General features: G+C 44.5%; 16 protein-coding genes and 1 pseudogene. 6 read left to right on the top strand and 11 right to left on the bottom strand.

The annotated features are described in order from the left end of the window. The 3 genes and pseudogenes from A1D16_RS17520 to ybeY all read right to left on the bottom strand — a co-directional run. Window positions 1-375: pseudogene (locus tag A1D16_RS17520) on the bottom strand (tRNA uridine-5-carboxymethylaminomethyl(34) synthesis enzyme MnmG); the annotation flags it as partial. After that, window positions 323-1792, bottom strand: coding sequence for a tRNA uridine-5-carboxymethylaminomethyl(34) synthesis enzyme MnmG (gene mnmG, locus A1D16_RS17515; protein ID WP_290711893.1), 1470 nt, complete (start codon window positions 1790-1792; stop codon window positions 323-325). The gene mnmG and the pseudogene A1D16_RS17520, both read right to left, overlap by 53 nt. Before the next feature lie 647 nt (window positions 1793-2439). Further along, entirely contained in the window at window positions 2440-2793 is a 354-nt protein-coding gene (gene ybeY / locus A1D16_RS17510) for an rRNA maturation RNase YbeY (protein WP_366206997.1), read from the bottom strand. A gap of 115 nt (window positions 2794-2908) precedes the next feature. On the opposite strand from ybeY, the gene A1D16_RS17505 reads away from it, so the two are divergent. The 3 genes from A1D16_RS17505 to A1D16_RS17495 are packed head-to-tail and all read left to right on the top strand — an operon-like array spanning window position 2909 to window position 4667. After that, a complete protein-coding gene (locus A1D16_RS17505) occupies window positions 2909-3166 on the top strand; it encodes a FeoA family protein (RefSeq protein WP_290711889.1) in 258 nt (85 codons plus the stop codon). A 5-nt stretch (window positions 3167-3171) separates the two neighbouring features. Continuing rightward, window positions 3172-3741 carry a nicotinate (nicotinamide) nucleotide adenylyltransferase gene (gene nadD, locus A1D16_RS17500; protein ID WP_290711887.1) on the top strand — a complete coding sequence of 190 codons (570 nt, stop codon included), beginning with the start codon at window positions 3172-3174 and terminating at the stop codon, window positions 3739-3741. A gap of 32 nt (window positions 3742-3773) precedes the next feature. Next, a complete protein-coding gene (locus A1D16_RS17495; RefSeq protein WP_290711885.1) occupies window positions 3774-4667 on the top strand; it encodes a serine hydrolase in 894 nt (297 codons plus the stop codon). A gap of 63 nt (window positions 4668-4730) precedes the next feature. Here A1D16_RS17495 and dgt read toward each other — a convergent pair whose 3' ends face one another. After that, on the bottom strand, window positions 4731-6101 hold the full coding sequence (gene dgt, locus A1D16_RS17490) for a dGTP triphosphohydrolase (RefSeq protein WP_290711883.1): 1371 nt from the start codon (window positions 6099-6101) through the stop codon (window positions 4731-4733). 96 nt (window positions 6102-6197) lie between these two features. On the opposite strand from dgt, the gene A1D16_RS17485 reads away from it, so the two are divergent. From A1D16_RS17485 to chrA, 3 genes are read left to right on the top strand one after another with little or no spacing between them, the layout of a single operon-like run. After that, window positions 6198-9440 carry a UvrD-helicase domain-containing protein gene (locus A1D16_RS17485; RefSeq protein ID WP_290711881.1) on the top strand — a complete coding sequence of 1081 codons (3243 nt, stop codon included), beginning with the start codon at window positions 6198-6200 and terminating at the stop codon, window positions 9438-9440. A gap of 16 nt (window positions 9441-9456) precedes the next feature. Beyond that, the gene (locus A1D16_RS17480; RefSeq protein WP_290711879.1) at window positions 9457-12390 is read left to right on the top strand and encodes a PD-(D/E)XK nuclease family protein; all 2934 of its coding nucleotides are present in this window, start codon (window positions 9457-9459) and stop codon (window positions 12388-12390) included. A 15-nt stretch (window positions 12391-12405) separates the two neighbouring features. Further along, the gene (gene chrA, locus A1D16_RS17475) at window positions 12406-13653 is read left to right on the top strand and encodes a chromate efflux transporter (RefSeq protein ID WP_290711877.1); all 1248 of its coding nucleotides are present in this window, start codon (window positions 12406-12408) and stop codon (window positions 13651-13653) included. Window positions 13654-13726: 73 nt separating this feature from the next. On the opposite strand, the gene A1D16_RS17470 is transcribed toward chrA, so the two are convergent. From A1D16_RS17470 to A1D16_RS17440, 7 genes are all read right to left on the bottom strand, one after another. Continuing rightward, window positions 13727-15337, bottom strand: coding sequence for a tetratricopeptide repeat protein (locus A1D16_RS17470; RefSeq protein ID WP_290711875.1), 1611 nt, complete (start codon window positions 15335-15337; stop codon window positions 13727-13729). A gap of 22 nt (window positions 15338-15359) precedes the next feature. Further along, entirely contained in the window at window positions 15360-16199 is an 840-nt protein-coding gene (locus tag A1D16_RS17465; RefSeq protein WP_290711873.1) for a universal stress protein, read from the bottom strand. 9 nt (window positions 16200-16208) lie between these two features. Further along, window positions 16209-17585, bottom strand: a complete 1377-nt coding sequence (locus tag A1D16_RS17460) for an HAD-IB family phosphatase (protein ID WP_290711871.1) — start codon at window positions 17583-17585, stop codon at window positions 16209-16211. A gap of 89 nt (window positions 17586-17674) precedes the next feature. Then, on the bottom strand, window positions 17675-19057 hold the full coding sequence (locus A1D16_RS17455) for an ATP-binding protein (protein ID WP_290711869.1): 1383 nt from the start codon (window positions 19055-19057) through the stop codon (window positions 17675-17677). A 1-nt stretch (window position 19058) separates the two neighbouring features. Further along, entirely contained in the window at window positions 19059-19748 is a 690-nt protein-coding gene (locus tag A1D16_RS17450; protein WP_290711867.1) for a response regulator transcription factor, read from the bottom strand. Between the two features lie 92 nt (window positions 19749-19840). Next, window positions 19841-21190 (bottom strand): TIGR00341 family protein, encoded by a 1350-nt coding sequence (locus tag A1D16_RS17445; RefSeq protein ID WP_290711865.1) that lies wholly within the window; start codon window positions 21188-21190, stop codon window positions 19841-19843. 25 nt (window positions 21191-21215) lie between these two features. Next, a partial coding sequence (locus tag A1D16_RS17440; protein ID WP_290711863.1) for a chloride channel protein occupies window positions 21216-22543 on the bottom strand: 1328 nt, incomplete at its 5' end.

Below are 22543 nucleotides of genomic sequence, written 5' to 3'. Positions count from 1 at the left end.
ACGTGGACGTATTCTTTTAAATTTTTGTAAGGCTTCATTTGACAGTGCTGCTACACGATCGTAATCAAATGCATCTGGAATTTGTGTGTTTTCCATTTGACTCATACGCGTTGCTATTTCCTGTTCTTTCTCAATATACCTTTCATATTTTATTTGAATTTCAGATTGCTCAATACTGTCTACATCAAAATTAGTAAGGGCTTCTTTTAATGCGGGTATGTATTGCATCAGAGAGGGAAGATCAACGTTCGGTCTGAGTATAATTTTTGCAGCTTTTTGTTTTTCTGTAATTAACGCAGAGCCTATTTTTTCGAAGTATGGATTAATTTGTTCTGGTTCTACATTTAGGTCCTGCAATATTTTTTTGATTGCCACCAACATTGTTTCTTTTATTGACAACTTTATCCATTCTTTCCTGAGATGCAAGTCCAAGTCTGTAGCTCAATTCTGTTAAACGTAAATCTGCATTATCTTGTCTTAGCAGTGTTCTGAATTCTGCTCTGCTTGTAAACATTCGATAAGGCTCATCAGTTCCCTTACTAATCAGGTCGTCGATCAACACGCCGATATATGCTTCACTTCTTTGCAGTATAACTGGTTCGAGTTCGCGTGCACGCTGGTGTGCGTTGATACCAGCCATCAATCCCTGACAAGCCGCTTCTTCATAACCGGTTGTTCCGTTTATTTGTCCGGCAAAGAATAAATTCGGAACCAACTTTGTTTCCAGTGAATACTGTAATTGTGTGGGTGGAAAATAGTCGTATTCAATGGCATAACCAGGTCGGAATATTCTGGAGTTTTCAAAACCAGGCACAGTACGAAGCGCATCGTATTGAACTTCTTCTGGAAGTGAAGTAGAGAAACCGTTTACATATATTTCAACGGTATTCCAGCCTTCTGGTTCTACAAAAATCTGGTGTCTTTCCCGATCGGCGAAGCGGTTTATTTTGTCTTCGATACTGGGGCAATAGCGCGGTCCTACTCCTTCGATGCGGCCGGTGTACATCGGGCTTCGGTCAAAGCCGGTTTTTAAAAGTTCGTGTGTTTTTGAATTGGTATAAGTGATATGACAGCTTCTTTGTTCGGGGGCTTTTACCAGTTGTTGGGGCAGGTAACTGAATCCAACGATGGTGTCGTCGCCTTTTTGTTCTTCCATTTTTGAATAATCCAAACTTCTGCCGTCTATTCTTGGGGGGGTACCGGTTTTTAGGCGATCTGCTTCAAACCCCAGGCTTACTAATTGTTCAGTAATTCCGGTTGCTGCTTTTTCTGCAACACGACCACCACCAAAGGTTTTTTCACCAATATGTATTACGCCATTCAGGAAGGTTCCGCTGGTAACCACTACTGCTTTAGCGTGTATTGCGTGGCCCAACCCTGTTTCAACGCCAATTACGCTGTTGTTTTTAATAAGTAACTGCTTTACCATATCCTGGTAGAAGTCAACATTAGGGGTTTGTTCCAGTAGTTCTCTCCAGGTACTTGCGAAAAGCATACGGTCATTTTGTGCACGGGGGCTCCACATAGCCGGACCTTTGGATTGATTCAGCATTCTGAATTGAATAGTAGACCGGTCGGTAACAATGCCTGAATAACCGCCGAGGGCGTCAATTTCTCTAACTATTTGTCCCTTTGCAATTCCACCCATTGCCGGGTTACAGCTCATCTGTGCAATGGTTTGCATATTCATCGTAACCAACAACACTTTACTACCGAGATTTGCAGCTGCAGCCGCGGCTTCGCAACCAGCATGTCCGGCCCCAACTACAATAACATCATACGCAGGAAACATTCTAAAGATTTAAGTTGCAAAAGTACGTTGAAGTGGGGAGAATTGGAGGGGAGTGTTTCACGTGGAACATGGAATGGATGACGGGGAAGGGGAACCGGAGAAGATGGGTGCAGCAGAGGGGTAATGTGAAGGGTGATGGGGTGGAAGACGGGAAAAGGAGAAGGAAGATAGGGAATGGGTGGAATGAATGAAGGCAGTTGGAACCGCGAGGATAGATGAGTTCTTTCGATGAGGGGAAGGTTTGTGTATGAAAGAATATTGGTTGGAGAAGGGGAAGAAACAAAGGAATATGGATAATGGAGAAGGAACTATAAAGCAGAAGGATGGGTGTTGGCGGATGGTGATAGTAGAATAAGGTAAGGAGATATGCGTTGGTAGTATGTTTGGTAGGTTGTGTTGGAGGTTGTCTGGGAGGGTTCGGTGCTTGAGCTTGACGGGACTGGGAGGTTTTTGTGGTTATTTGATGGAAAACCGGGGAGTTTGATGGCTTTGTCCCGAAGCTTCTGCTGGTGCAAAACTATGGGCGGCTCCGGTAGGTGTTTAAAAGGATGTTTAAAGAGAAGTTAGGGGGATGGTAAAACATTAGAGGAGTATTAATCGTTCATAAAGAAGATATGTTTCACGTGGAACAGTTAAAATACGGATGCTTAGCCTTTAAAATAATAGGATAGGTATTCTTCTTCCTTCTGTCGCATCAAGGTTTCTTCTTTTTTTGTTTTATCCCGGTAACCGCAAAGATGAAGGGCGCCATGGAAGATAACCCGGTGTAGTTCTCTTTGAAAAGATTGCCCGTGCAGTTTGGCATTATCACGAACCCTGTCAATACTTATATACACTTCCCCTTGGGTAGGTTCTCCTTTCTCTGCCAGTTCAAAGGTTATGATATCTGTGTAATAATCGTGTTGAAGAAAGCTTCGGTTAATATCCAGCAGGTATTCATCGGTACAAAAAATATAGTTTAACAGCTCAAGCGATTTTTTTTCTTTCTTAAAGAGTTGCAACAAAAATGATTTACAGTGGTTTCTATGAGGGAATCTAAATCCAGAACTCATGTAGTGGAAGGATATATTATCGGTAGCTTTGTTCATCATTTCCTTAATTCGTAAAACAAATTGAATGGGCGGTCTTAGTTTTGGTGAAGTTAGTATGAAACGATTATCTGATATAGGAATCGGCCGTACGGTCGTGATAAAAAGCTTTGAAAACAATGAAATATTTTTAAAGCTGATGGAAATGGGCTGTGTACCCGGCGAAAAAATAAGGGTGGAACAAATTGCACCCTTGGGCGATCCGATAGCCATAACCGTATCAGGCTACAACCTAAGCCTCCGCCTGGATGAGGCGCGCAATATTTTTGTGGAAGAATTAGTATAGGCAGCATGAAAATAGGTCTGTATTTTGGCTCTTTTAATCCCATTCATACAGGGCATTGTATTATTGCCCACCAGATGGCTTATCAGACTGATCTTCAACAGGTTTGGCTGGTTATTTCTCCTCAGAACCCGTTCAAGCCATCCAATTCCCTGCTTAACGAATACCACCGCCTGCATTTGGCGAAACTAGCTGTACAGGGCATAGACCGACTTAAAGTAACAGATATTGAATTTCACCTACCCCGCCCCTCCTATACTATTGATACCCTGGTCTACCTGGAAGAAAAATTTCCCCAGCATGCATTCAGCCTGGTAATGGGAAGTGATGGATTACAGAATTTACATAATTGGAAAAATGCCCCTACCCTCCTGGAGCGGCATGCACTGTATGTTTATCCCCGGCCTGGTTTTCCGGTTGCCAGTTCCTTACCTGCCCGGATTACGGAGGTTAAGGCCCCTCTCCTCGATATTTCGGCCACCTATATTCGGGAACAAATCAGAACCGGAAAGGATATTCATTACCTTGTTCCCGATCCGGTACGCATTGAAATTGAAAAAAACGGGTATTATAAATAACCGGGTGCTCCTGGTCAAAATCAATCCAAGCTATGCTACAACAAGCTGCTGCTGGCATAACAATGAAGCTTTTACTGCTTCTTTGTACGGCCTTCCCTGCTATTTCGCAAAAAACAGATAAAAAACTGGAAGCCCGCCTGCGCCAATTAACGGCGGAATTCAAAGGCGAGGTCGGCATCTATATCAAACATCTTCCGAGCGGAAAGACTGCAGCCTTCCAGGCAGATACCCTGTTTCCGACGGCCAGTATGATTAAAATTCCTATCCTGCTGGGAATTATGCAAAAAATAGAACAAAAGGAACTTGCCTACCATCAACCCCTTATTTACCGCGACTCTTTGCTTTATGCAGGAGAAGATATACTAGGCTCCTTTAAAGACGGAGAAACCATTCAACTCGCTAAGGTTATTATGCTGATGATGACCACCAGCGATAATACCGCCAGCTTATGGTTACAGTCTCTGGCAGGAACCGGTACAGAAATTAACCGGCTGCTCGAAGAACTTGGATTTAAATACACCCGGGTTAATTCCCGAACACCCGGTAGAAAAGAAAATCAGCAACTGTACGGATGGGGACAAACCACTCCCAAAGAAATGGTGGAACTTATGGAGCGCATCTACAAGGGATCGCTGGTGAGTAAGGAGGCTTCCGATCGCATGCTCCGGATCATGGGTAGAAACTTTTGGGACGAAGAAGCCATTTCCGTGCATCCCCCCACCATCTTTATTGCGTCGAAAAATGGCGCAGTAGATGCTTCCCGTAGTGAAACCCTGTTGGTAATGGCCCCCAAAGGACCCTATATTTTTTCCATCATCACCAAGAATCAACAGGATACCAGCTGGGAATCTTCTAATGAAGGCTGGGTGCTGGCTAGAAAACTGGCTGATTTGTTGTGGAAAGAGTACGGGGAGGGGAGAAAATAAATTTAAAGTTTAAACAATAAAACAGTTGCTTTTTCTTTCACCCTCCTTCTCCGTATTCCCACCTCACCTATGTATCGGCAAACTAATTCCACGCAGATTCTTATACAATTCCATAGCGTAGGAATCTGTCATGCCGGCAATAAAATCAACCACATTTAAGGCTTTCCCATAAGGAGTACTGCCTTCCTCCCGGAATTGAGCAGGCAATAACTGTAAAACCTTTTTTTCACGATGACTGGCCTTCTCATTAAGCACCGCTGGAATAAAATGACTTAATAAAGAATGCATTACCTCGTACCCGGCTAACTCTATCTTCACCACGGATTCATGGTTGTAAATGCGCTTCACCGTTATACGGTTTATTTCTTTCAAGGCAACCGCTATTGCAGGTTCCACATCATCCAGTAAAGATCGGTTATACGTTCCTGTTAGTATATCGGATTCACGTAACAGGAAGATGTCTACACATGCCTGCACCAGTAAATTGATACACATGGCCCGTAAAAAAGCCAGCTGTTCCCGGGCATCCTCCTTCAAAGAACCCAAGGTAGTATAGATCCCTTCCATCCGGTTACCCCTACCCGCTTCCAGTAATTTCAACAATGCCTCAATAGCCGTGGCACTATCTAATATGCCTAACCGATGAGCATCTTCCCAATCAATTACACGGTAACAGATGTCATCGGCAGCTTCTACCAGGTATACGAAAGGATGCCGCTGATAACAAAGAGGCCCCGCCTGCTCCATTTCCATCCCAAGCATGGCAGCCAGTTTCTGGAAACCGGCTTTCTCCGATTGAAAGAATCCGTATTTCTTCCGATGCACCGCTGTACCATCTGCAGCCAATGATTCACAGGGATATTTTGCAATTGCCGCCAGGGTGCTATAGGTTAATTGATACCCCCCCTCCTGCCGGTTGGCATAATGATGGGTAAGAATCCGGAAAGAATTTGCGTTGCCCTCAAATCGGGTAAGATCCTGCCATTCAGCCGCACTAAAATGCGCCTGTAAACTGCTTCCATTAATGGATTCCTGCGCTGCTTCCGAAAAATAGGCCGAAATAGCCGATTCACCGGAATGACCAAAGGAAGGATTTCCAATATCATGCGCCAGGCAGGCCGCAGCAATTACACTCGATAGTTCAGTACTGTAAAACTCCCGGGCTTCCTCCTCCAACGGGAATGCTGCAAGTTTTTGTCCCACTAGCTTACCCAAAGAACGTCCTACACTTGCTACTTCCAGCGAATGCGTGAGCCGGTTATGCACCAACACCGGTCCGGGTAAGGGAAATACCTGGGTTTTATCCTGCAAGCGGCGAAATGCTGCGGAAAAAATCAAGCGGTCAAAATCCCGTTCATAGGCCGTTCTGGGTTGATCTGATTTATACTCCTGCCCAAACCGGGCATTTGAAAAACATGTATTCCAGTGCATCATTTTACAAAGGTACTTAGCCTTTCTTCAAATAAATGGCAGCATAGGCAAGCTGCCTGCCATTTAATCAATAAGTTTGACAAGATTATTCAGCGCTGCATGCTGCCTACAAAACCCCTGCATATTTATAGGGCTTCCGCCGGATCTGGCAAAACTTTTTTGCTGGCATCGGAATACCTCTGCCTGGTTTTTGAATACCCACATAAATACCGAGAAATCCTGGCAGTAACCTTTACCAACAAGGCTACGGAAGAAATGAAAGAACGGATTCTTGGAGAATTAAAAAAAATTGCGCTCGGATATCCAACACCTTATGCAGCTATCCTGCAGGAAAGAAACCCTTCTCTCAAAGATGCAGCAACACTGCAGGCAGCAGCAGATAAGATTTACCGCAGGATCCTGCATGATTATGCCAAGTTTTCGGTAAATACCATCGACAGTTTCGTTCAACAAGTGATCCGGTCCTTCGCATTTGAAATTGGATTGGACGCGGGTTTTGAATTACAACTAAACCAGGATACAGTAAAGGAAGAACTGGCAGACCGGCTTTTTGAATTACTGGAAACGAACCAGGTCTTACTCAACTGGGTAAAGAATATTGCCCTGGAACGAATTGAAGCGGGACAAAACTGGGACTTCCGCGCTGAACTACTCAGCCTTGCAGGTGAAATTTTTCAGGAAAGATTTTATCGGTTTGAACAAAATATGCGGCAGTTGGAAGACCCTGCGCCCGCTTTTGACGCCATCAAAAAAAACCGTCAACAACAGCAGAAACAGGTAGAGTTGAACATGCAGGAATGGGCAGAAAAAGCCCTTGATGTTCTAAAAACTGCCGGCCTACACTTCACTGATTTTTCCCGCGGCGAAAAAGGCTTTATTAACTATTTCAATAAAATTCAGCGAAAAGATTTTGCGCCCACCAAAACCGTCCTGGAAGCACTGGATAATTTACCTAAATGGACGGCCGCCAAAACCGACCCTGCCACCAAAGACCGGGTAGAACAGGCCTACCCCGAACTAAATACCTACCTGCGCCAGGCGATTGATTTTTACAAGGAACATGAACTCATGTACCAGACCTCGGTAGCAGTACTTCGAAAACTGAATAATCTCAGCCTGCTGCGAATTCTGGCTGAACAATTAAGCGAATACCGGCGCGATAATAATGTACTACTGATCTCCGATACCCAGCAACTTTTACGGGAACTGGTAAAAGATAATGAAGCACCTTTTATTTATGAAAAAATAGGAAATCGCTACCAGCATTTTCTACTGGATGAGTTCCAGGATACAAGCCGCTTTCAGTGGGAGAATTTTAAACCCCTGATTGAACAGTCCGTGGCAGTGGGTGACTTTAACCTGATTGTAGGCGATGTGAAACAGTCTATTTACCGGTGGAGAAACGGCGATTGGCGCTTGCTCCAAAGCCAGGTAAAACAGGATATTGGTAAAGAATTGGTTTATGAAGCCAGCCTTCAGGAAAATTACCGAAGTAGAGCCGCTATCATCGACTTTAACAATACCCTGTTTGGTACCATACCCGCCCTGTTACAGCAGGATTTTATTCGTGAAATGAGCGAGGTGAATGATGAACAGATGTTGAAAAAATTGCAGGGCAACCGCTATTTTTCAATTATTGAAGAAGCCTACCAGGATGCCATTCAGGAAAAACCCGCCACCTGTAAACCGGGCGGAGCAGTGGATATCAGGTTTTATGAAAAAGAAGAGGCCCGCGCCGCCTCCTCCTGGAAACCCGCTGCAGAAAGCCGCCTGTGTGCATTGGTCGATGAACTGCTGATCGATCAGCAGGTAAAACCCGGACAGCTCACTATCTTAACCCGGAACAATGCAGATGCAAGAAGAGTGATCAGCCTGCTGCTTGAATATAAACAAAGTTCGGTTGCCCGTGCCCGTGATTATAACCTCATTTCATCCGATGCCTTGCTGATTAGTGCATCTCCTGCGATACAGTTAATTATTGCTGCATTCCGTTTTCTCCTGAATGAAAAAGATGATATTGCCCGTGTAGAACTGATCCAGTCGAATGCCCTTCGATTAGGAATGGATATCAGCCAGCCCTCCTTATACCGAAAAGAAATCAATCATCAGCTGGCACTGCTACCTGCTGCTTTTGCAAAAGAAAAGCCACTCTTGCTGCAATTGTCCTTGTACGAAGCAACAGAGCTGCTCATCAGCCAGTTTCAACTCGATGAATGGGCCAGTGAACAGGCGTATGTACTGGCATTTCGCGATCTTGTAAATTCCTTTAGCAGTAAAGGCAAACCGTCTGTCCGCGATTTTATAAGCTGGTGGCAGGAGGAAGGGGAAACCAAGGCCCTGCCGCTTGCTTCGGGCGACAATGCCATCCAGGTAATGACGATTCATAAGTCCAAAGGACTGGCATTTGATATCGTTATCCTGCCCTATGCCGACTGGAAGCTAAAATCTGATAAAGGATTATTATGGTGCGATTGGAACCAGGATGACGCAGGTTTGGAAGTATTACCGGTAGACATAAATAGTTCCCTGGGTAAAACAGTCTTTGCCTATGAATACTTTGAAGAAATGCTCATGAGCAGGATGGACGCACTGAATTTATTATATGTAGCCTTAACCCGGGCCAGGCAGGGAATTTATATGATGGCTCCGCTTCCTTCCAGATCGGTTGAGGAAAAAGGAATGTCGACCATTGCCGACTTGCTTTACCAGGGCGTCCAACAACAAAATCCCTTTCTTGTAGAAGGCTCCCTGGAATCGGCCGGCGCTGTTCCAGACAGGGCAAATGAATTACAGATTCCCCTGCAGTCGCCGCTTGGATTTCATGTGAAAGCAATCCGCGAACCCGGAAAAACGGCACAGGTTTTACAGGCAGGCTATTCTGATAAACAGAAAATAGGACAACTGGCCCACCTGGCATTGTCACGGATTAACGGACAGGCCGAATTGGAGAACTGTTTGAAAAGGATGCAACTGGAAGGAATACTAACCGGTATGCAATGGCAGGCGGTTAAAGAATTTGTACTGCAGGCATTGCAACATCCCCAGTTATCCTCCTGGTTTTCCGGCAGCTATAAAATGTTGAGCGAGAAAGCAATTTTACTGCCCGGCGGATCAATTCGACGGCCTGATAAAATCCTGGTAGGTGAAAAAGAAACTATTTTGCTCGATTTCAAGTTTACCCAGGAAGCTGCCAGTGCTCATGGTAAACAATTGAAACAGTACAAGGATTTATTGCAGCAAATGGGATATCCTTCTATCCAGGCATTTATTTATTATGGCTATAACCAATCGCTCGTGCCCCTGCACGCATTAGCCGGTCACCAGGGAAATTTATTTGGGTAACGTGTAATAAAAAGGTATGAGTTTTCTTGAAACAGTAGCTTCCGATTTATTCCGGCAATTCGGAAAATCCATTGCAGATTGTGCAATTGTTTTTCCGAATAAACGACCGGCTATTTATTTCCGGCAATACCTTGGAAAGCAGCTCGATTTGCCCGTTTGGAGCCCGGATATTTTTACCATTCATGAATTTATTCAGGAATCTACCACGGCGTTACCGGCCGATCGCCTGCTTTGTTCCTTTCTATTATATGAATCCTATAGAGAAGTATTGGAGAAAGATGGGGTTCAGGTAGTTTCGTATGAACGCTTTTATCCACTTGGCGAAATCCTGCTGAACGATTTTACGGAACTGGAATCGAATATTGTTGCCATAAAAGATCTGTACGCAAACCTGGCAGACCTGGCAGCTATAGATCAGGGCCTGGATTATTTAACGGAAGAGCAGCTTACTTATCTCCAGAATTTTTGGAAGAATTTTTCTATTCAAAAACTGAGTCAGCAAAAAGAACGTTTTCTCCAGTTATGGAAAAACCTGCCGGCTGTTTTTGCGCTGTTTCGTGAAAAACTGGTTCAACGCGGACTCATAACCACCGGTATGATCTACCGGAACCTGGTAACAGGAACCTATGAACGAACTGATTTTCCGGGCCGGTGGAAAAAACTGGTATTTGTTGGATTCAATGCGTTGAACAGGGCCGAATTACAGGTCTTTAAAAAATGGCAGGACGAAGAAAAAGCCTTGTTTTACTTTGATGTTGATATACATTACCTGGAAGATGAATTGCAGGAAGCTGGTCGGTTTCTCCGCCGCAACCTGGATCTGTTTAAGAACCAGCTCCCTACCGAAAATAATATTCGCCGATCTGATCGTCCTATCCGGTTAATTGCTGCAGAAGGCAATGCGGCACAGGTTCGGATGCTGCCCGCATTATTAAAAGAAATTCCTAACCTACCGGAAGAACCGGAACAAACAGCTGTACTGCTGGCAGATGAAAATCAATTGTTACCTGTACTGCACGCATTACCCGACGGACTTCAGGAAGTTAATATTACGATGGGTTACGGTTTGCTGCAATCACCGCTTTATTCCCTTATTCAAACCATTGTACAGCTTCAGGAATCACTGCAGCAGAACAAGGGGCGATCGGTTTATTACAAGCCCCTCTTACAATTGGTACAGCATCCTTATTTATTTCAGTTGCCGGAAGCCAGGGAGCTGGCCGCAACCATCCAGCAAAAATCACTGGTAAGTATTCCGGCTCTTACCTGGGCAAACCTGCAGGATAACCGCTTGCGAAAAGCAATGGAACTAATAGCTCATCCTTTGGACCTTGTTTCGCTGGTTCGGGAAATAATAGAAATGCAGACCGCATTACCCGATTTGGACATACCTAACGGCCTCGATGCCCAGCTTCTACTGGCAGCCCAGCTACAACTGAACAGGCTGGAAGATCTTTTGGGAAATTTTCAACAGGAACTGAGCAGTTCCTTTGTCGGAGATATTCTGTTACAGGTAATGCGCGCTCAATCCGTACCGTTAGAGGGTGAACCGTTGAAAGGCCTGCAGATAATGGGACTGCTGGAGAGCCGCGCCCTGGATTTTAAGCATATTATCCTGCTTAATGTAAATGAAGGTATTTTACCCAAAAAAGCGGCAGCTCCTACTTTTATTCCGGATAGCGTGCGACGTGCCTACGGGCTTAGTGTACTGGAAAATCAGGACGCTATCTTTGCGTATGTATTTTATCGGTTACTGCAGCGCGCTGAGCAGGTAACCTGTTTATATAATTCCACGGTGGATGAAAAAGGGCTGGCTGAACAAAGCCGGTTTTTAACCCAGCTCGAATATGAAACCAATATTCCACTGATCAGGAAATCTGTTCGGTTGGAAGTAATACCCCGCGCCAAACCACCTATCGTTATTGAAAAAGACGAGTCTGTCATGAAAACGATGCGGAAATATGCATCGGATAAAATGATGCTGAGCCCCTCTGCTATTAATACGTATCTTGAATGTCGGCTGCGTTTTTATTTTCAACAGGTACAAGCTATCCGAGAACCGGAAGAACTGGAAGAAGAGATCTCCCCCCGTGTTTTAGGAAACCTGCTTCACCGGGCCATAGAATTTATGTACCGTGCACTGGAGGAAAAGAAACAGAACAAGCGGGTGGAAAAAGCAGACTTTGAATGGCTGAGAAGCCAGGTTGATCATTATTTACTGGAGGCCTTAGGACATGAGCTGGCAAAAGACCGAACGCATAAAATTGAGTATACCGGTACCCTGCGAGTGGTGGAAGAAGTGGTACGCACCTATCTCCGGGAGATTTTAAAACAGGATGAAACCTGGGCTCCCTTTGAATTGCTGGAACAGGAGTTGAAAATTTCACATCCCCTGCTACTTACCGTGGAGGGAGAAAAATGGACCATACGCCTGGGCGGTTATATCGACCGGGTTGATTACAAAAACGGGGTATTCCGTATTATTGATTATAAAACCGGCGGCGATAAAAAAGAGTTTCGCTCCGTGGAAGCAATGTTTTTACGTGATCGGGCAGACCGAAACAAAGCAGCCCTGCAAACCCTGTTGTATGCAGAATTGCTTCGCCGTAAAATCCAGGAGCTGGCAGTCACCCCCCCCCAACGCCCATTGCGCGAAGACTTGGGTGAACGTTCCTGGATGACTGCACACCGGGGCGAAATAAATATGCAGGCCGGTTTGTATGATGTACGATCCATGCGGAAAGAGGGAACGGAATTCGACTGGCGATTCGAAGAATCCGGCAGCAAGTCGAAATTAGAAGTAGGCAACATACGCGATCTTGTTCCGGAACTGATGACAAAGCTGCAGGAAACGGTAGAGGAAATTTTTAATCGCAATCAGCCATTTGACCAAACAGTTCGACGGGAAAAATGCGAATATTGCCCGTATCAAAAAATTTGCGGTAGGTAAATCAGTAGTAGCACCATGGTATTAGTTCGGCATATCCCCTTTTTAAAAGCAGTATTTCTGCACAGTCTGACAGCATTCGGCGGTCCGCAGGGTCATTTCGGGATGATGCTGAAAACCTTTGTACATGAACGGAAAGATATTTCCAACGAAGAACTGTTGGATTATAACGCATTTTGCCAAATGCTTCCCGGCGCCTCTTCCACCCAGGTGCTAACACTGGTGGGTTATAAGCGGGGGGGAATACCGCTTGCCATACTTACTTTACTGGTTTGGATATTTCCGGCCAGTTTACTGATGGGGGCGCTTTCCTTCCTCCTGCGTTATTTTAATGATAAAGAACTGCAGCACGATGTATTTAAATACGTTGCGCCCATGACCATCGGATTCCTGGCCTATGCATCTACGGTAGCTTTCCGGCTGGCCATCCATAATACCATTACCCGTGTTATCCTGGTAGCCAGTGCAAGCCTGAGTTTTGTGTTTTTTAAAATTCCCTGGATGATACCACTGCTGATTGTGGTAGGTGGTTTTGTAACGAACCTGAGTGATCGTCGTTTTCCCCAGGGAGAAGGAAATCGAAAAAAAATAAAATGGGCCAATATCTGGTTATTTGTTTTAGTTTTTCTGGTTGCCGGACTGGTATCCGAAACAGCCCGTAAAAATAACTGGCAGAACCGCCGGCCAATTAACCTGTTTGAAAATACCTATCGCTTTGGAAGCATTGTTTTTGGCGGTGGACAGGTATTGGTAGCTATGATGTATGAACAATTTGTTGTTCGGCCCGAATCGGAAAAAGTAATGCAACGAAATCCCAATGTGATAAGAATTACGCGAGATGATTTTTATACTGGAGCAGGTATAGTAAGAGCCATGCCCGGGCCGGTTTTTTCGATTGCTACCTATATGGGCGGAATTTCCATGAGCGATAGGGGAACGGGTTGGCAGATCCTGGGTTGTTTTATAGGAACCATAGCTATTTTCTTACCCAGCCTTTTATTAGTGCTGTTTTTTTTCCCGATCTGGAATAACCTGAAAAAATACGCTATTATTTTTCGTGCCCTGGAGGGTATTAATGCGTCGGTTGTTGGTTTCCTGGTTGCATCTACACTTTATATGCTTAAAGATATTCCGGTGCCTGAATGGGCAGACCATGGCTGGATGAACCTGGCTGTAATCGTTGGTACCTGGGTTACGCTTCATTATACACGTCTTCCTTCTCCTGTTATTGTTATAAGCTGTTTATTGCTGGGTATACTGGTATAAAAAATGCCCCTCCTTGAAAAGAGGGGCCACACCCAAAAAACCAACCTTGCGGTTTGAGAAAAAGAGTATGCGTTTATTCGGCCTTGGCCTGGCCTTTACCTTCTTCGATCCATTTCTTTAGAATATCTGCAAATTTTTGTGCATCGTTGTTATCGGGTTGAACGACCAGTATCTTTTCAAACCAACTCAAAGCTGCTGCATAGTCCTTCGTTACGTTGGCTTCATAAGCACCCAGGTAACCGTATGCCTGTATCAGGAGACTCTTGTTTTTTTCTTTATCTGCTTCTGCTATTTCCGCAACTTTTTTATAGTCATTTACAGCTAAGCCCTGTTCCATCGTGGTATCTATTTGTGCACGGCTTTTAGCTCTCCAGTAAAACCCATAGACCTGGTCGGGGTATTTTTCCGTGTACTTGCCAAATACGGTATCTGCCTGTTGAAACTCTGCAGCCGCGTAGTGTGCCAAACCCCAGTTATAGAGATCGAGGTTATTCGGTTCTGCCTTGGTCGCATAAATAGTACCCAGCCAGGTAGCTTCTGCACTGCGATCGTTCTTTTCTTTAAAAAGCTGGGCCAGTTGTTGCATGTATTCCAGCTTATAATTTACGACCGTATCAACGGCTATGGCTTTTTTCCAGGACAAGGCTGCCAGAGAATCCTGGTTCATTTTTTTATAGAGTTTTGCCTGCAGGTCAAAATCCTTGGCAACTAAATTACTGTCTGCCTCTTTGGCAAAATAGGTATTGAGCAATTCAAAGGCTTTACTGGAATCGCCTTTGGCATCGTAACTATAGGCTAATAATTTATAAATCCTGGGCCTGGCTTCCTCCCCTTCTTTTTCCAGGATAGCATTGGCGCCTGATATGGCTTCGTCGTACTTTGCAGACGCATACATCAGGTCCATTTTCATATACTGATGTTCGATGGAAGGATCCGTATTGGCAACATAAAGATCCAGGTATTCCCTGGCCTTGTTTACATCGCGGAAATAATAGTAATAATAAAGCTCGTAATAGGCGGCTGCAAATTTCGGGTCGGCAGCAATGGCCTGGTTAAAATACCGCAGAAAGAGTTCGCTGTTCTGCTGCGTCAGGTATATTTTAGCAAGATTATAGGCCGCCTGTGCATATTTTTCATCTTTCAGCAGGGCTTCCATATACGCTTTGGCTGCCTCACTTCCCTGGTTTAATTTTCGGTAAGCATCACCTCTTAGTGTTATAGCTTCTGCATCCAGGCTTTTTTCTTTTATCTGGCTTATTGCATCCAGGGCGGCCTGTGCATCACCTGCCTTGTTTTCTACATTTGCCCGGGCAATGGCTTTCAGTACCGCTGTTTCTGTTTTCCGATTGGCATCTTTCAACGCCTGCTCAAACTGGGCTTTTGCTTCTGCTGCCTGATTTTCTGCCAGCAGCACACTACCATACGCTACTTTATTCAAGGGGTGCGCACTTAATATATCTGTACCGGAATTCAGTAAAGATTTTGCTTTGTCAACTTTATTGTCTTCCCGGTATACTTCTGCCAGCCAGTAATAGGCTTCTTTTTCCTGCGGTAATACCTGTTGTAGAATTTGTTCAGCACTCTGAAGCCGATCGTGGTAAAGATGTTGTTTTGCCTCTTCAATCGACTGTCCTGCTGCGGAACAGGCTATCACCGAAAATCCAGCGATCAATAGATTTCTCATTGTTACTCTTGTTTTGTTTTATTTAAACAGCCATCACCGGTATGCGTGAAGCTGAGAATAAAAAGCGTGAAAAAATACTGTTTAATAAGCCCGGTAATTCTGCCTCTTTGCCGGGTTGTACCACAATCAGATCGGCATTTACTTTTTCTGCATACTGCAGCGTGGTATTGGCTATGTTTTCCCCGTTAACCGGGTGGCATTCAATAGCCAGGTCGGTATTATCCCGGAGCAACTGGTACGATTTATAGAGGTAGGAATTATCCGAACTCTCCTCTCCCTCCTGGTTTTCTTTTAACGCAACTAAATGAATGCGGGCATCGTGGTATTGAGCCAGGTAACTGGCAAACATTATTTTGCGAAGTGGTAATACATTGGTTACAGGCAACACAATATTCCTTATCTGATGAATGGAAGTAGATTCAGGAATATTTAAAATCGGGCATTGGATTTTTTTTGTCAAACGGTTAATATTGATCCGGTTCAGCCATTTACTCCAGGCAAAACGCCGGCGATAGGTGAGGATAGTGAGATCAATTTCGTGTTTCATAGTAAAGGTGCGGATGGTTCTTTCCATACTACCTTCCGCAACATGACTGTAGATAAACCGGCCCTTATCCATAAGATGGATGAACTCTCCCTGTAAGGCCATCATCCGGCTGGTTGCCCAGGCAACCTGGTCTGATTTTACAGCTATCACCTGCTGGGCATTAATGGTAAATGGCAGAACAGAAGGCTGGCTGATGTATAGGAGATGGATATCACATTTCAGTTCATTCGCCATTGGAATAATGCTTTCCAGTATCTGCCTGCTTTTGCCGGAAAAATCAACCACTACCAGTATTTGTTTTAATAATTTTTCCATATCCGCAACTTAATTGGCATACTGTAATACTTTAGAAAATGCCGGTTCATTGATTTCTCCATCTGCTACAAAACGAACCAGTTCATTGGTGGTACAAAAAGCAATGCCAACCCCTGCCTGTTCAATGATGCAGAGGTCGTTTTCACCATCTGCTACAGCAACAGAGTTTTCCAGAGGAATTTCATACCGCTTGGAAAGGTGGCGTAACGCATTGGTTTTGCAGATGGGATGAGAACAGCTGCTTTCTTCTGTATGATAAAAATAGGAAGGTATCCGAACCTCCCCGGTTGCCTTTCCTTCGAAATATTCCAGCTGGTTCGATAAACAAAAATCAGCCCCAATTTTATTTTTTACATATTCAGTAATCAGGTGATAGCTCTCGCTTACAATACCTACCAGGTAACCTCGTTGTTTGAGCAAGCCAACCACCGCCTGTATGTCTTCAATCATAGGAATTTCCGTCGCAGTCTGCAACAGGTCGTCCATGCTCAAACCTTTCAGCAGCAAGGAAACCCGTTTGGTGAGCGCAGAAGCATCCCGTTCGTGCTGCTTAATAAGGTCATACTCTTTGCGAAATCCGTATTTGTCTGCACAGGCTTCAATAAAACTTCCTTTCAGTATGGTATGGTCCATATCAAAGACCACCATCTTTTTCATATGAGTTACCTGATCTTCCATCACGGATTTCATTTCAGAAGAAATCAGGTTCACCAGTTCCAGCTCGTTCAGGTTCACCAGCTCATTCTTTTGCCGCATGGCTTTCATTATTATGGCCCTGGTTACTTCGCGGCTCATTTTACCCAGCGCATGCCAGGGTTTACTTTTGTTTTCAATATGGCCGATGGCAACTTCCAATATGCGGGCACGCATTAAAAACATATCGATAAGAATGCCGATGTCTACCCCGTAATCCTGGAAAAAATCTATTCTTGCAAAGAACTGTTTCCGCCCAGCAATCATTCCACTTAAGGGTTGACTGAAATGTGCCAGCCCCGGGTAAAAAATACTCAACAAGGGTTTGGCTACCAATTCCGTTACCCGGCCGGCATTCCTTGAAAAAGTAGCTTTAACAAAGTCTGCTTCGTTTTCAAGCAATGGCCGTGCTAATAAATCAATCGTATCATCCGGGTACTCAATATCACCGTCAAGAAATATCAGGTGCTCATTCCGTGCTGCCTGAATACCCTCTTTCATTGAAATTCCTTTGCCCCGTACTGCACTCAGAATAATCTCCGCTCCCGCCTCCTTTGCCAGCATAACCGTATTATCCACCGACTGATCATCCACCACAATCACCTGGGATACTACCGGCTTCGAAAGGCAGTATTTCACCACCTGAGCAATTGTATGTGCCTCGTTCAGAGCGGGAATAATTATAGTTACCATAGTTGCACAAATTGAAGTATTCAAATATGGTAACTGGGTATTAAGACCTGATTAAATGCAGATTAAAACAATATTAAAAGGGAAGAAACTTACCGAAAAGATCCTGCAGTAGGAAGCAGTACGCGGAATACAGTACCTGTTTCTGCATTGCTATGAACGTCCAGTTGTCCTTTATGCAGGCTGATAATTCTTTTAGCAAGGGCCAGTCCTAAGCCAAACCCTTTCTGATGGGCATTAGTAGGCGACCGGTAAAAAGGCAGGAAAATATGTTCGATCTCCTCCTGTGCAATAATATCGCCCTGGTTAGAAATTTCAGTAATCAGCTCTTTATCGGTGAACCTGAGTTGGATCTGGCTGGTATGATCCGGCGAATATTTACAACCGTTCTCTACTATATTTTTCAATGCACTGAAAAGCAGGTCGGCATTGCCGAACACCATACAGGTACTTTCATCATCCGGAAATTCTTCAAAATTTAATTGGATCTGGTAAGCGGGTGAAAGTTTTTTAACCGCGCCTGTTACTTTAAGTATCACTTCATCCAGCCGCACATCGTCCAGTTCAATACTGCCCTTATGGCCGGTTTTAGCGATTTCCAGCAGGCTTTTGGTAAGCTCACGCATTTGCTGCACATCTTCCTGGATAGAGATCATTACCAGCTTATATTCCTCTTCCGTGCGCTGTTTCTGAAGGGTTACTTCCAGTTGAGAAGAGATCGAGGTAAGCGGGGTAGACAGTTCATGCGAAGCGTTGGAAATAAACCTGCGCTGAATGGCAAAGGATTCCTGCATCCTGTTGAGCAGGTCATTGAAGGTATTAGCGAGTTGAAAAAGTTCATCCTGCCCACTGCCGGCGTCTATCCGCTGCGAAAGGTTATGCGTTGATATATTATTAACCTCCTCAATAATATTGGTAACCGGTTTAATCAACTGACGGGAAAACAAGCGACCGATCAGAATACTCAATAATATTCCGGCAAGCATGGTAAGGGCAAGAATTTTTTTAAGGTCCGATAACCATTTATGCCCGTCTGAATCATACGCCGTTACAATAATAACAATGGATTGCCGGCTGGTTTTAAGGTATTGTCCAAAAGCATCACGATCGCCTATTTTGAAGGATAGTTCTTTCTTACTGATTATATCATTTATTACACCGGCCGATACATTGAACTCATCCTCCGGGGCCGTATTAAATACATAGAGCGGTTCTTTCTCCGGCGAATAGATCCGGATAGATTTCCTGGTAAAAAAACGGGCATTACTGGCATCAATTTTCTGCAGCAATGCCTGGCTGGTATCTCCTAAAATAGTGAATAGCTGCGATGCATTATGGGCCCTTCCGGATAATCGTTGCTTAAAAACGGAGGATCGTTCCAGGGATGAAAAATAAAAAACGGAAAAGGAAGTAGCCAATAACAGCACTGTTACCAGAACTGAAAACAGCAGTGTTATTTTAATACGAATGGTCAAATCAGGCGTTTTCTTTCAAAACATAACCCATACCTACCTGCGTATGAATTAGTTTTTGTTCATAATCGCGGTCAATTTTTTTCCGCAGAAAATTGACGTATACATCAATTACATTGGTACCCGTATCAAAATCAATATCCCAAACATTTAACGCAATATCAGCCCTGGATACCACCCGGTTTTTATTTCGGATCATATATTCAAGTAACTGAAATTCTTTGGCGGTCAGCTGAATGGGTTTGCCTGCTCTTGATACTTCTTTGCTGTCTAGGTTGATTACCAGGTCGTTGATACGTAAACTTTTACCGACCGGTGCAGCCTGCTGGGCCCGCTTTATCAATGCCCTGATACGCACTACCAGTTCCGCAAAATCAAAGGGTTTTACAATATAGTCATCTGCGCCGGAATTAAAGCCTTCTATTTTATCTTCCGTACTGCCCAACGCGGTTAACATCAGCACTGGTACCTGTTGGTTTACCCCCCTGATATGCTGCAGTAATTCATACCCATTCATGCCGGGCAGGTTTATATCCAGTAAAATGAGGTCGTAATTCTGATTGTCAAATAAGAGGCGGCCCGTATCTCCATCGCCGGCAATTTCTACCTGGTAATTCTGTTCTTCCAGGCCTTTTTTCAGGGTTTCAGCGATCTTCTTTTCGTCTTCAACCAATAATATACTGATATCATGCATAATACTGTTGCAAGTAGTTCACCTGTAAAATTAGGTAGAATAGCTGCTAACGGCGGTTTAAGATTAATTATAAATTGATTAAAAAGAATGTATCAGGGCAACGCAGGTTGCCCGATTGTCTTAAACCGGTCGGTTTTCAACCTGGCTTCCAGCCATTTATGCAGCTGCCTGCTTTCCTGAACGGTTAGTTTCCGATTCAGCTCCAGGTAAACCAGGGTAAGGGTATCCGACTTATTGTCGGGTAATTGAAGCAGGGTTTGTTCCACGGCCAGCCCTTTTACCTGTGGCTGAATAGCCCGGGCTTCCGTATACAGGTTTTTGCGATCGATTTCTGTTTGCCGGTAAGCTTTCAACTGGGTTTCCAGTTCCTGTATACGTTCCGAATTTGCTTTGGTCAGCTCGCTGCCCTGGTCTTCTTTGGTAAGGGAGGCTTTTAACTGGGCAATTCTGGCACTGTCGGTAATGCCGATCTGACGGATGGAAAGTTCAGTTCCACTCAATTCATACTTTGGCAGCTCCTGCTTACGCAGCGCAATAACACTGTCGGGTACAGTAATACCAACATATACTAATTCTATTTGCTGAAGTGAAGGGTCGATCTTTTGGCGCAGTAGGGTTGCTTCCGTAAACTGCATTTCATGTTCAATAAAACGATGGGCGTTCTTAGTGTAAATATTTTTCTCCACCACCCGGTAGGCAAAATAAATGCTGGGTAGAAGGGTGAGCAGGGTAATGATCCAGATATAATTTCTTACCCGTATCCGTTCCGATTCATGTATATAACTGATTTTAGGAAAATTCAAAAACCTGATAAGAAGAATAACGGACAAACTGATAAACACGCTGTTGATGATAAACAGGTAAAATGCGCCCATAAAAAACTGCCACTGACCCGTTGCAATTCCATAACCTGCCGTACAGAGTGGCGGCATTAATGCAGTTGCTATGGCAACGCCCGGTATAACATTACTTTTTTCCTTCCTGGTACCGGCCACCACACCTGAAAGCCCGCCAAAAAAAGCAATTAACACATCATACAGATTGGGCGAGGTTCTTGCCAGTAATTCTGATTGTGCATCGCTGATAGGGCTTAACCAAAAATAAAGCGTAGAGGTGCAGATGCTGATAAATACGGCAACACCCAGGTTTCGGATGGCCCGTTTTACGAGCTGAAAATCATTGATGCTGATGCCTAGCCCAAACCCCATGATAGGCCCCATCAATGGAGAAATTAACATGGCGCCGATAATAACCGCAGTGGAGTTAACATTGAGACCAATTGAGGCTATAAAAATGGCAAAAATCAGGATCCATAAATTGGTGCCTTTAAAATCAACATTTCGTTTAAAGGAGTCGATACTTTCCTCGGGGGCAGCTGCGTCTCCCTGCAGGTTAAACCGATCCCACAAAAACCATTTTATAAACCGACGAGCTTTTCCCATACTAGTAGTTTTTGGTGTAACTGATTCAGGTATATAAATCAGCCTGGTTGGCCAGCGCCTCCCTGTATTTTTCAAATATGCTGGTTTTGGAAAGAAAACCTAAAAATAGTTTATCAGCATTCAGCACGGGAAGGTACCAGCTTTGGGTATTGTCCATTTTTTCCATTACTTTTTTCATCGGGTCCTCCGGTGTAATGTAAGCGGGGGCCTTTTTTACATAGGGCTTAATACTGGTTTCAGCAAGGCCAGCCGGGTCAAACAGGCGGCCCTTAAGGTCATTTAGTTCAACAATTCCGGTAAACCGGTTTTCCTTATCTGTTACGGCAAAGAGATTTCGGTTCGATTGATTGATCAGGTTTACCAGGTCGGCCAGGCTTTGGTCTGCCTGGATGGTATCGTATAGTTCAAGCCGGAAATCGGCCACTTTTAACTGGCTCAGGATATTATCTTCTTTGCGATGGGTAAAAATCCTTCCTTCCAGGGCAGGTTGCTTGGTTTCCATGGAATAGGGTTCATAGTGTTTCACTATAAAAAAGGAGATGGCAGAAACCAGCATAAGCGGAATAAACAGTTCATACCCGTTGGTAATTTCCGCAATCAGGAAGATGGCCGTTAGCGGGCAATACATGACACCACTTAAAACACCTGCCATACCTACCAGGCTGAAATTAGCTTCGGGCAAATGCAGCCACTTGGTATTATTGGCAAGCCTTGAAACAAAGAAGCCCAGGTAAGCACCGACAAAAAGCGAAGGCGCAAAATTTCCGCCATTGCCACCACCGCCCAGTGTAATACCGGTTGCAACGGGTTTTAGCAGCAGGATGGCACCGGCAAAAAATAGCAGGCCCCATTCATTCAGGTAGTCCCTGCCGATAAATTTTTCTACTATACCGGATGGGTTACCACTGGCAAGGAATGAAATCGTATTGTAGCCTTCACCAAAAAGCGGGGGAAATACCGCCATCAAAACAACCAGGAAAAGTCCGGCCAGCACGGCTCTCTGGTAAGGGTGCGGATTCATTCCGTGCATTTTCTTTTCTGTTCCTTTAAAAATGCGGGCATAATAAAGTGAAAGAAAGCCGGCGGCAAATCCGAGTAGTATGTAAAAGGGTACATTATTGTAATCGAAGGCTTCCCGCAACCGGAAATTGAACAGGATGGATTCCTGCAAAATGATCCTTGAACAAAGGGCCCCGGTTACAGCGGCAATCATAAGAGGAATGAAATAACTGACAATGGTTTCCGTAAGCAGAATTTCAATGGCAAAGATGACCCCGGCAATGGGCGCGTTAAATACCGCGGCTATGCCGGCGGCTGCTCCGCAGGCCAGTAGCAAACTCCTTTCCCGGTACT

The sequence above is a fragment of the Flavihumibacter sp. CACIAM 22H1 genome (assembly GCF_001601815.1).
Taxonomy (GTDB): Bacteria; Bacteroidota; Bacteroidia; order Chitinophagales; family Chitinophagaceae; genus Flavihumibacter.
This window is presented reverse-complemented; position numbering and strand designations above follow the sequence as displayed.

Coding starts and splice junctions, on each gene's coding strand:
- mnmG (WP_290711893.1), bottom strand. CDS start 1,792: ATGTTTCCTGCGTATGATGTTATTGTAGTTGGGGCCGGACATGCTGGT.
- A1D16_RS17505 (WP_290711889.1), top strand. CDS start 2,909: ATGGGCGGTCTTAGTTTTGGTGAAGTTAGTATGAAACGATTATCTGAT.
- nadD (WP_290711887.1), top strand. CDS start 3,172: ATGAAAATAGGTCTGTATTTTGGCTCTTTTAATCCCATTCATACAGGG.
- A1D16_RS17495 (WP_290711885.1), top strand. CDS start 3,774: ATGCTACAACAAGCTGCTGCTGGCATAACAATGAAGCTTTTACTGCTT.
- dgt (WP_290711883.1), bottom strand. CDS start 6,101: ATGATGCACTGGAATACATGTTTTTCAAATGCCCGGTTTGGGCAGGAG.
- A1D16_RS17485 (WP_290711881.1), top strand. CDS start 6,198: ATGCTGCCTACAAAACCCCTGCATATTTATAGGGCTTCCGCCGGATCT.
- A1D16_RS17480 (WP_290711879.1), top strand. CDS start 9,457: ATGAGTTTTCTTGAAACAGTAGCTTCCGATTTATTCCGGCAATTCGGA.
- chrA (WP_290711877.1), top strand. CDS start 12,406: ATGGTATTAGTTCGGCATATCCCCTTTTTAAAAGCAGTATTTCTGCAC.
- A1D16_RS17470 (WP_290711875.1), bottom strand. CDS start 15,337: ATGAGAAATCTATTGATCGCTGGATTTTCGGTGATAGCCTGTTCCGCA.
- A1D16_RS17465 (WP_290711873.1), bottom strand. CDS start 16,199: ATGGAAAAATTATTAAAACAAATACTGGTAGTGGTTGATTTTTCCGGC.
- A1D16_RS17460 (WP_290711871.1), bottom strand. CDS start 17,585: ATGGTAACTATAATTATTCCCGCTCTGAACGAGGCACATACAATTGCT.
- A1D16_RS17450 (WP_290711867.1), bottom strand. CDS start 19,748: ATGCATGATATCAGTATATTATTGGTTGAAGACGAAAAGAAGATCGCT.
- A1D16_RS17445 (WP_290711865.1), bottom strand. CDS start 21,190: ATGGGAAAAGCTCGTCGGTTTATAAAATGGTTTTTGTGGGATCGGTTT.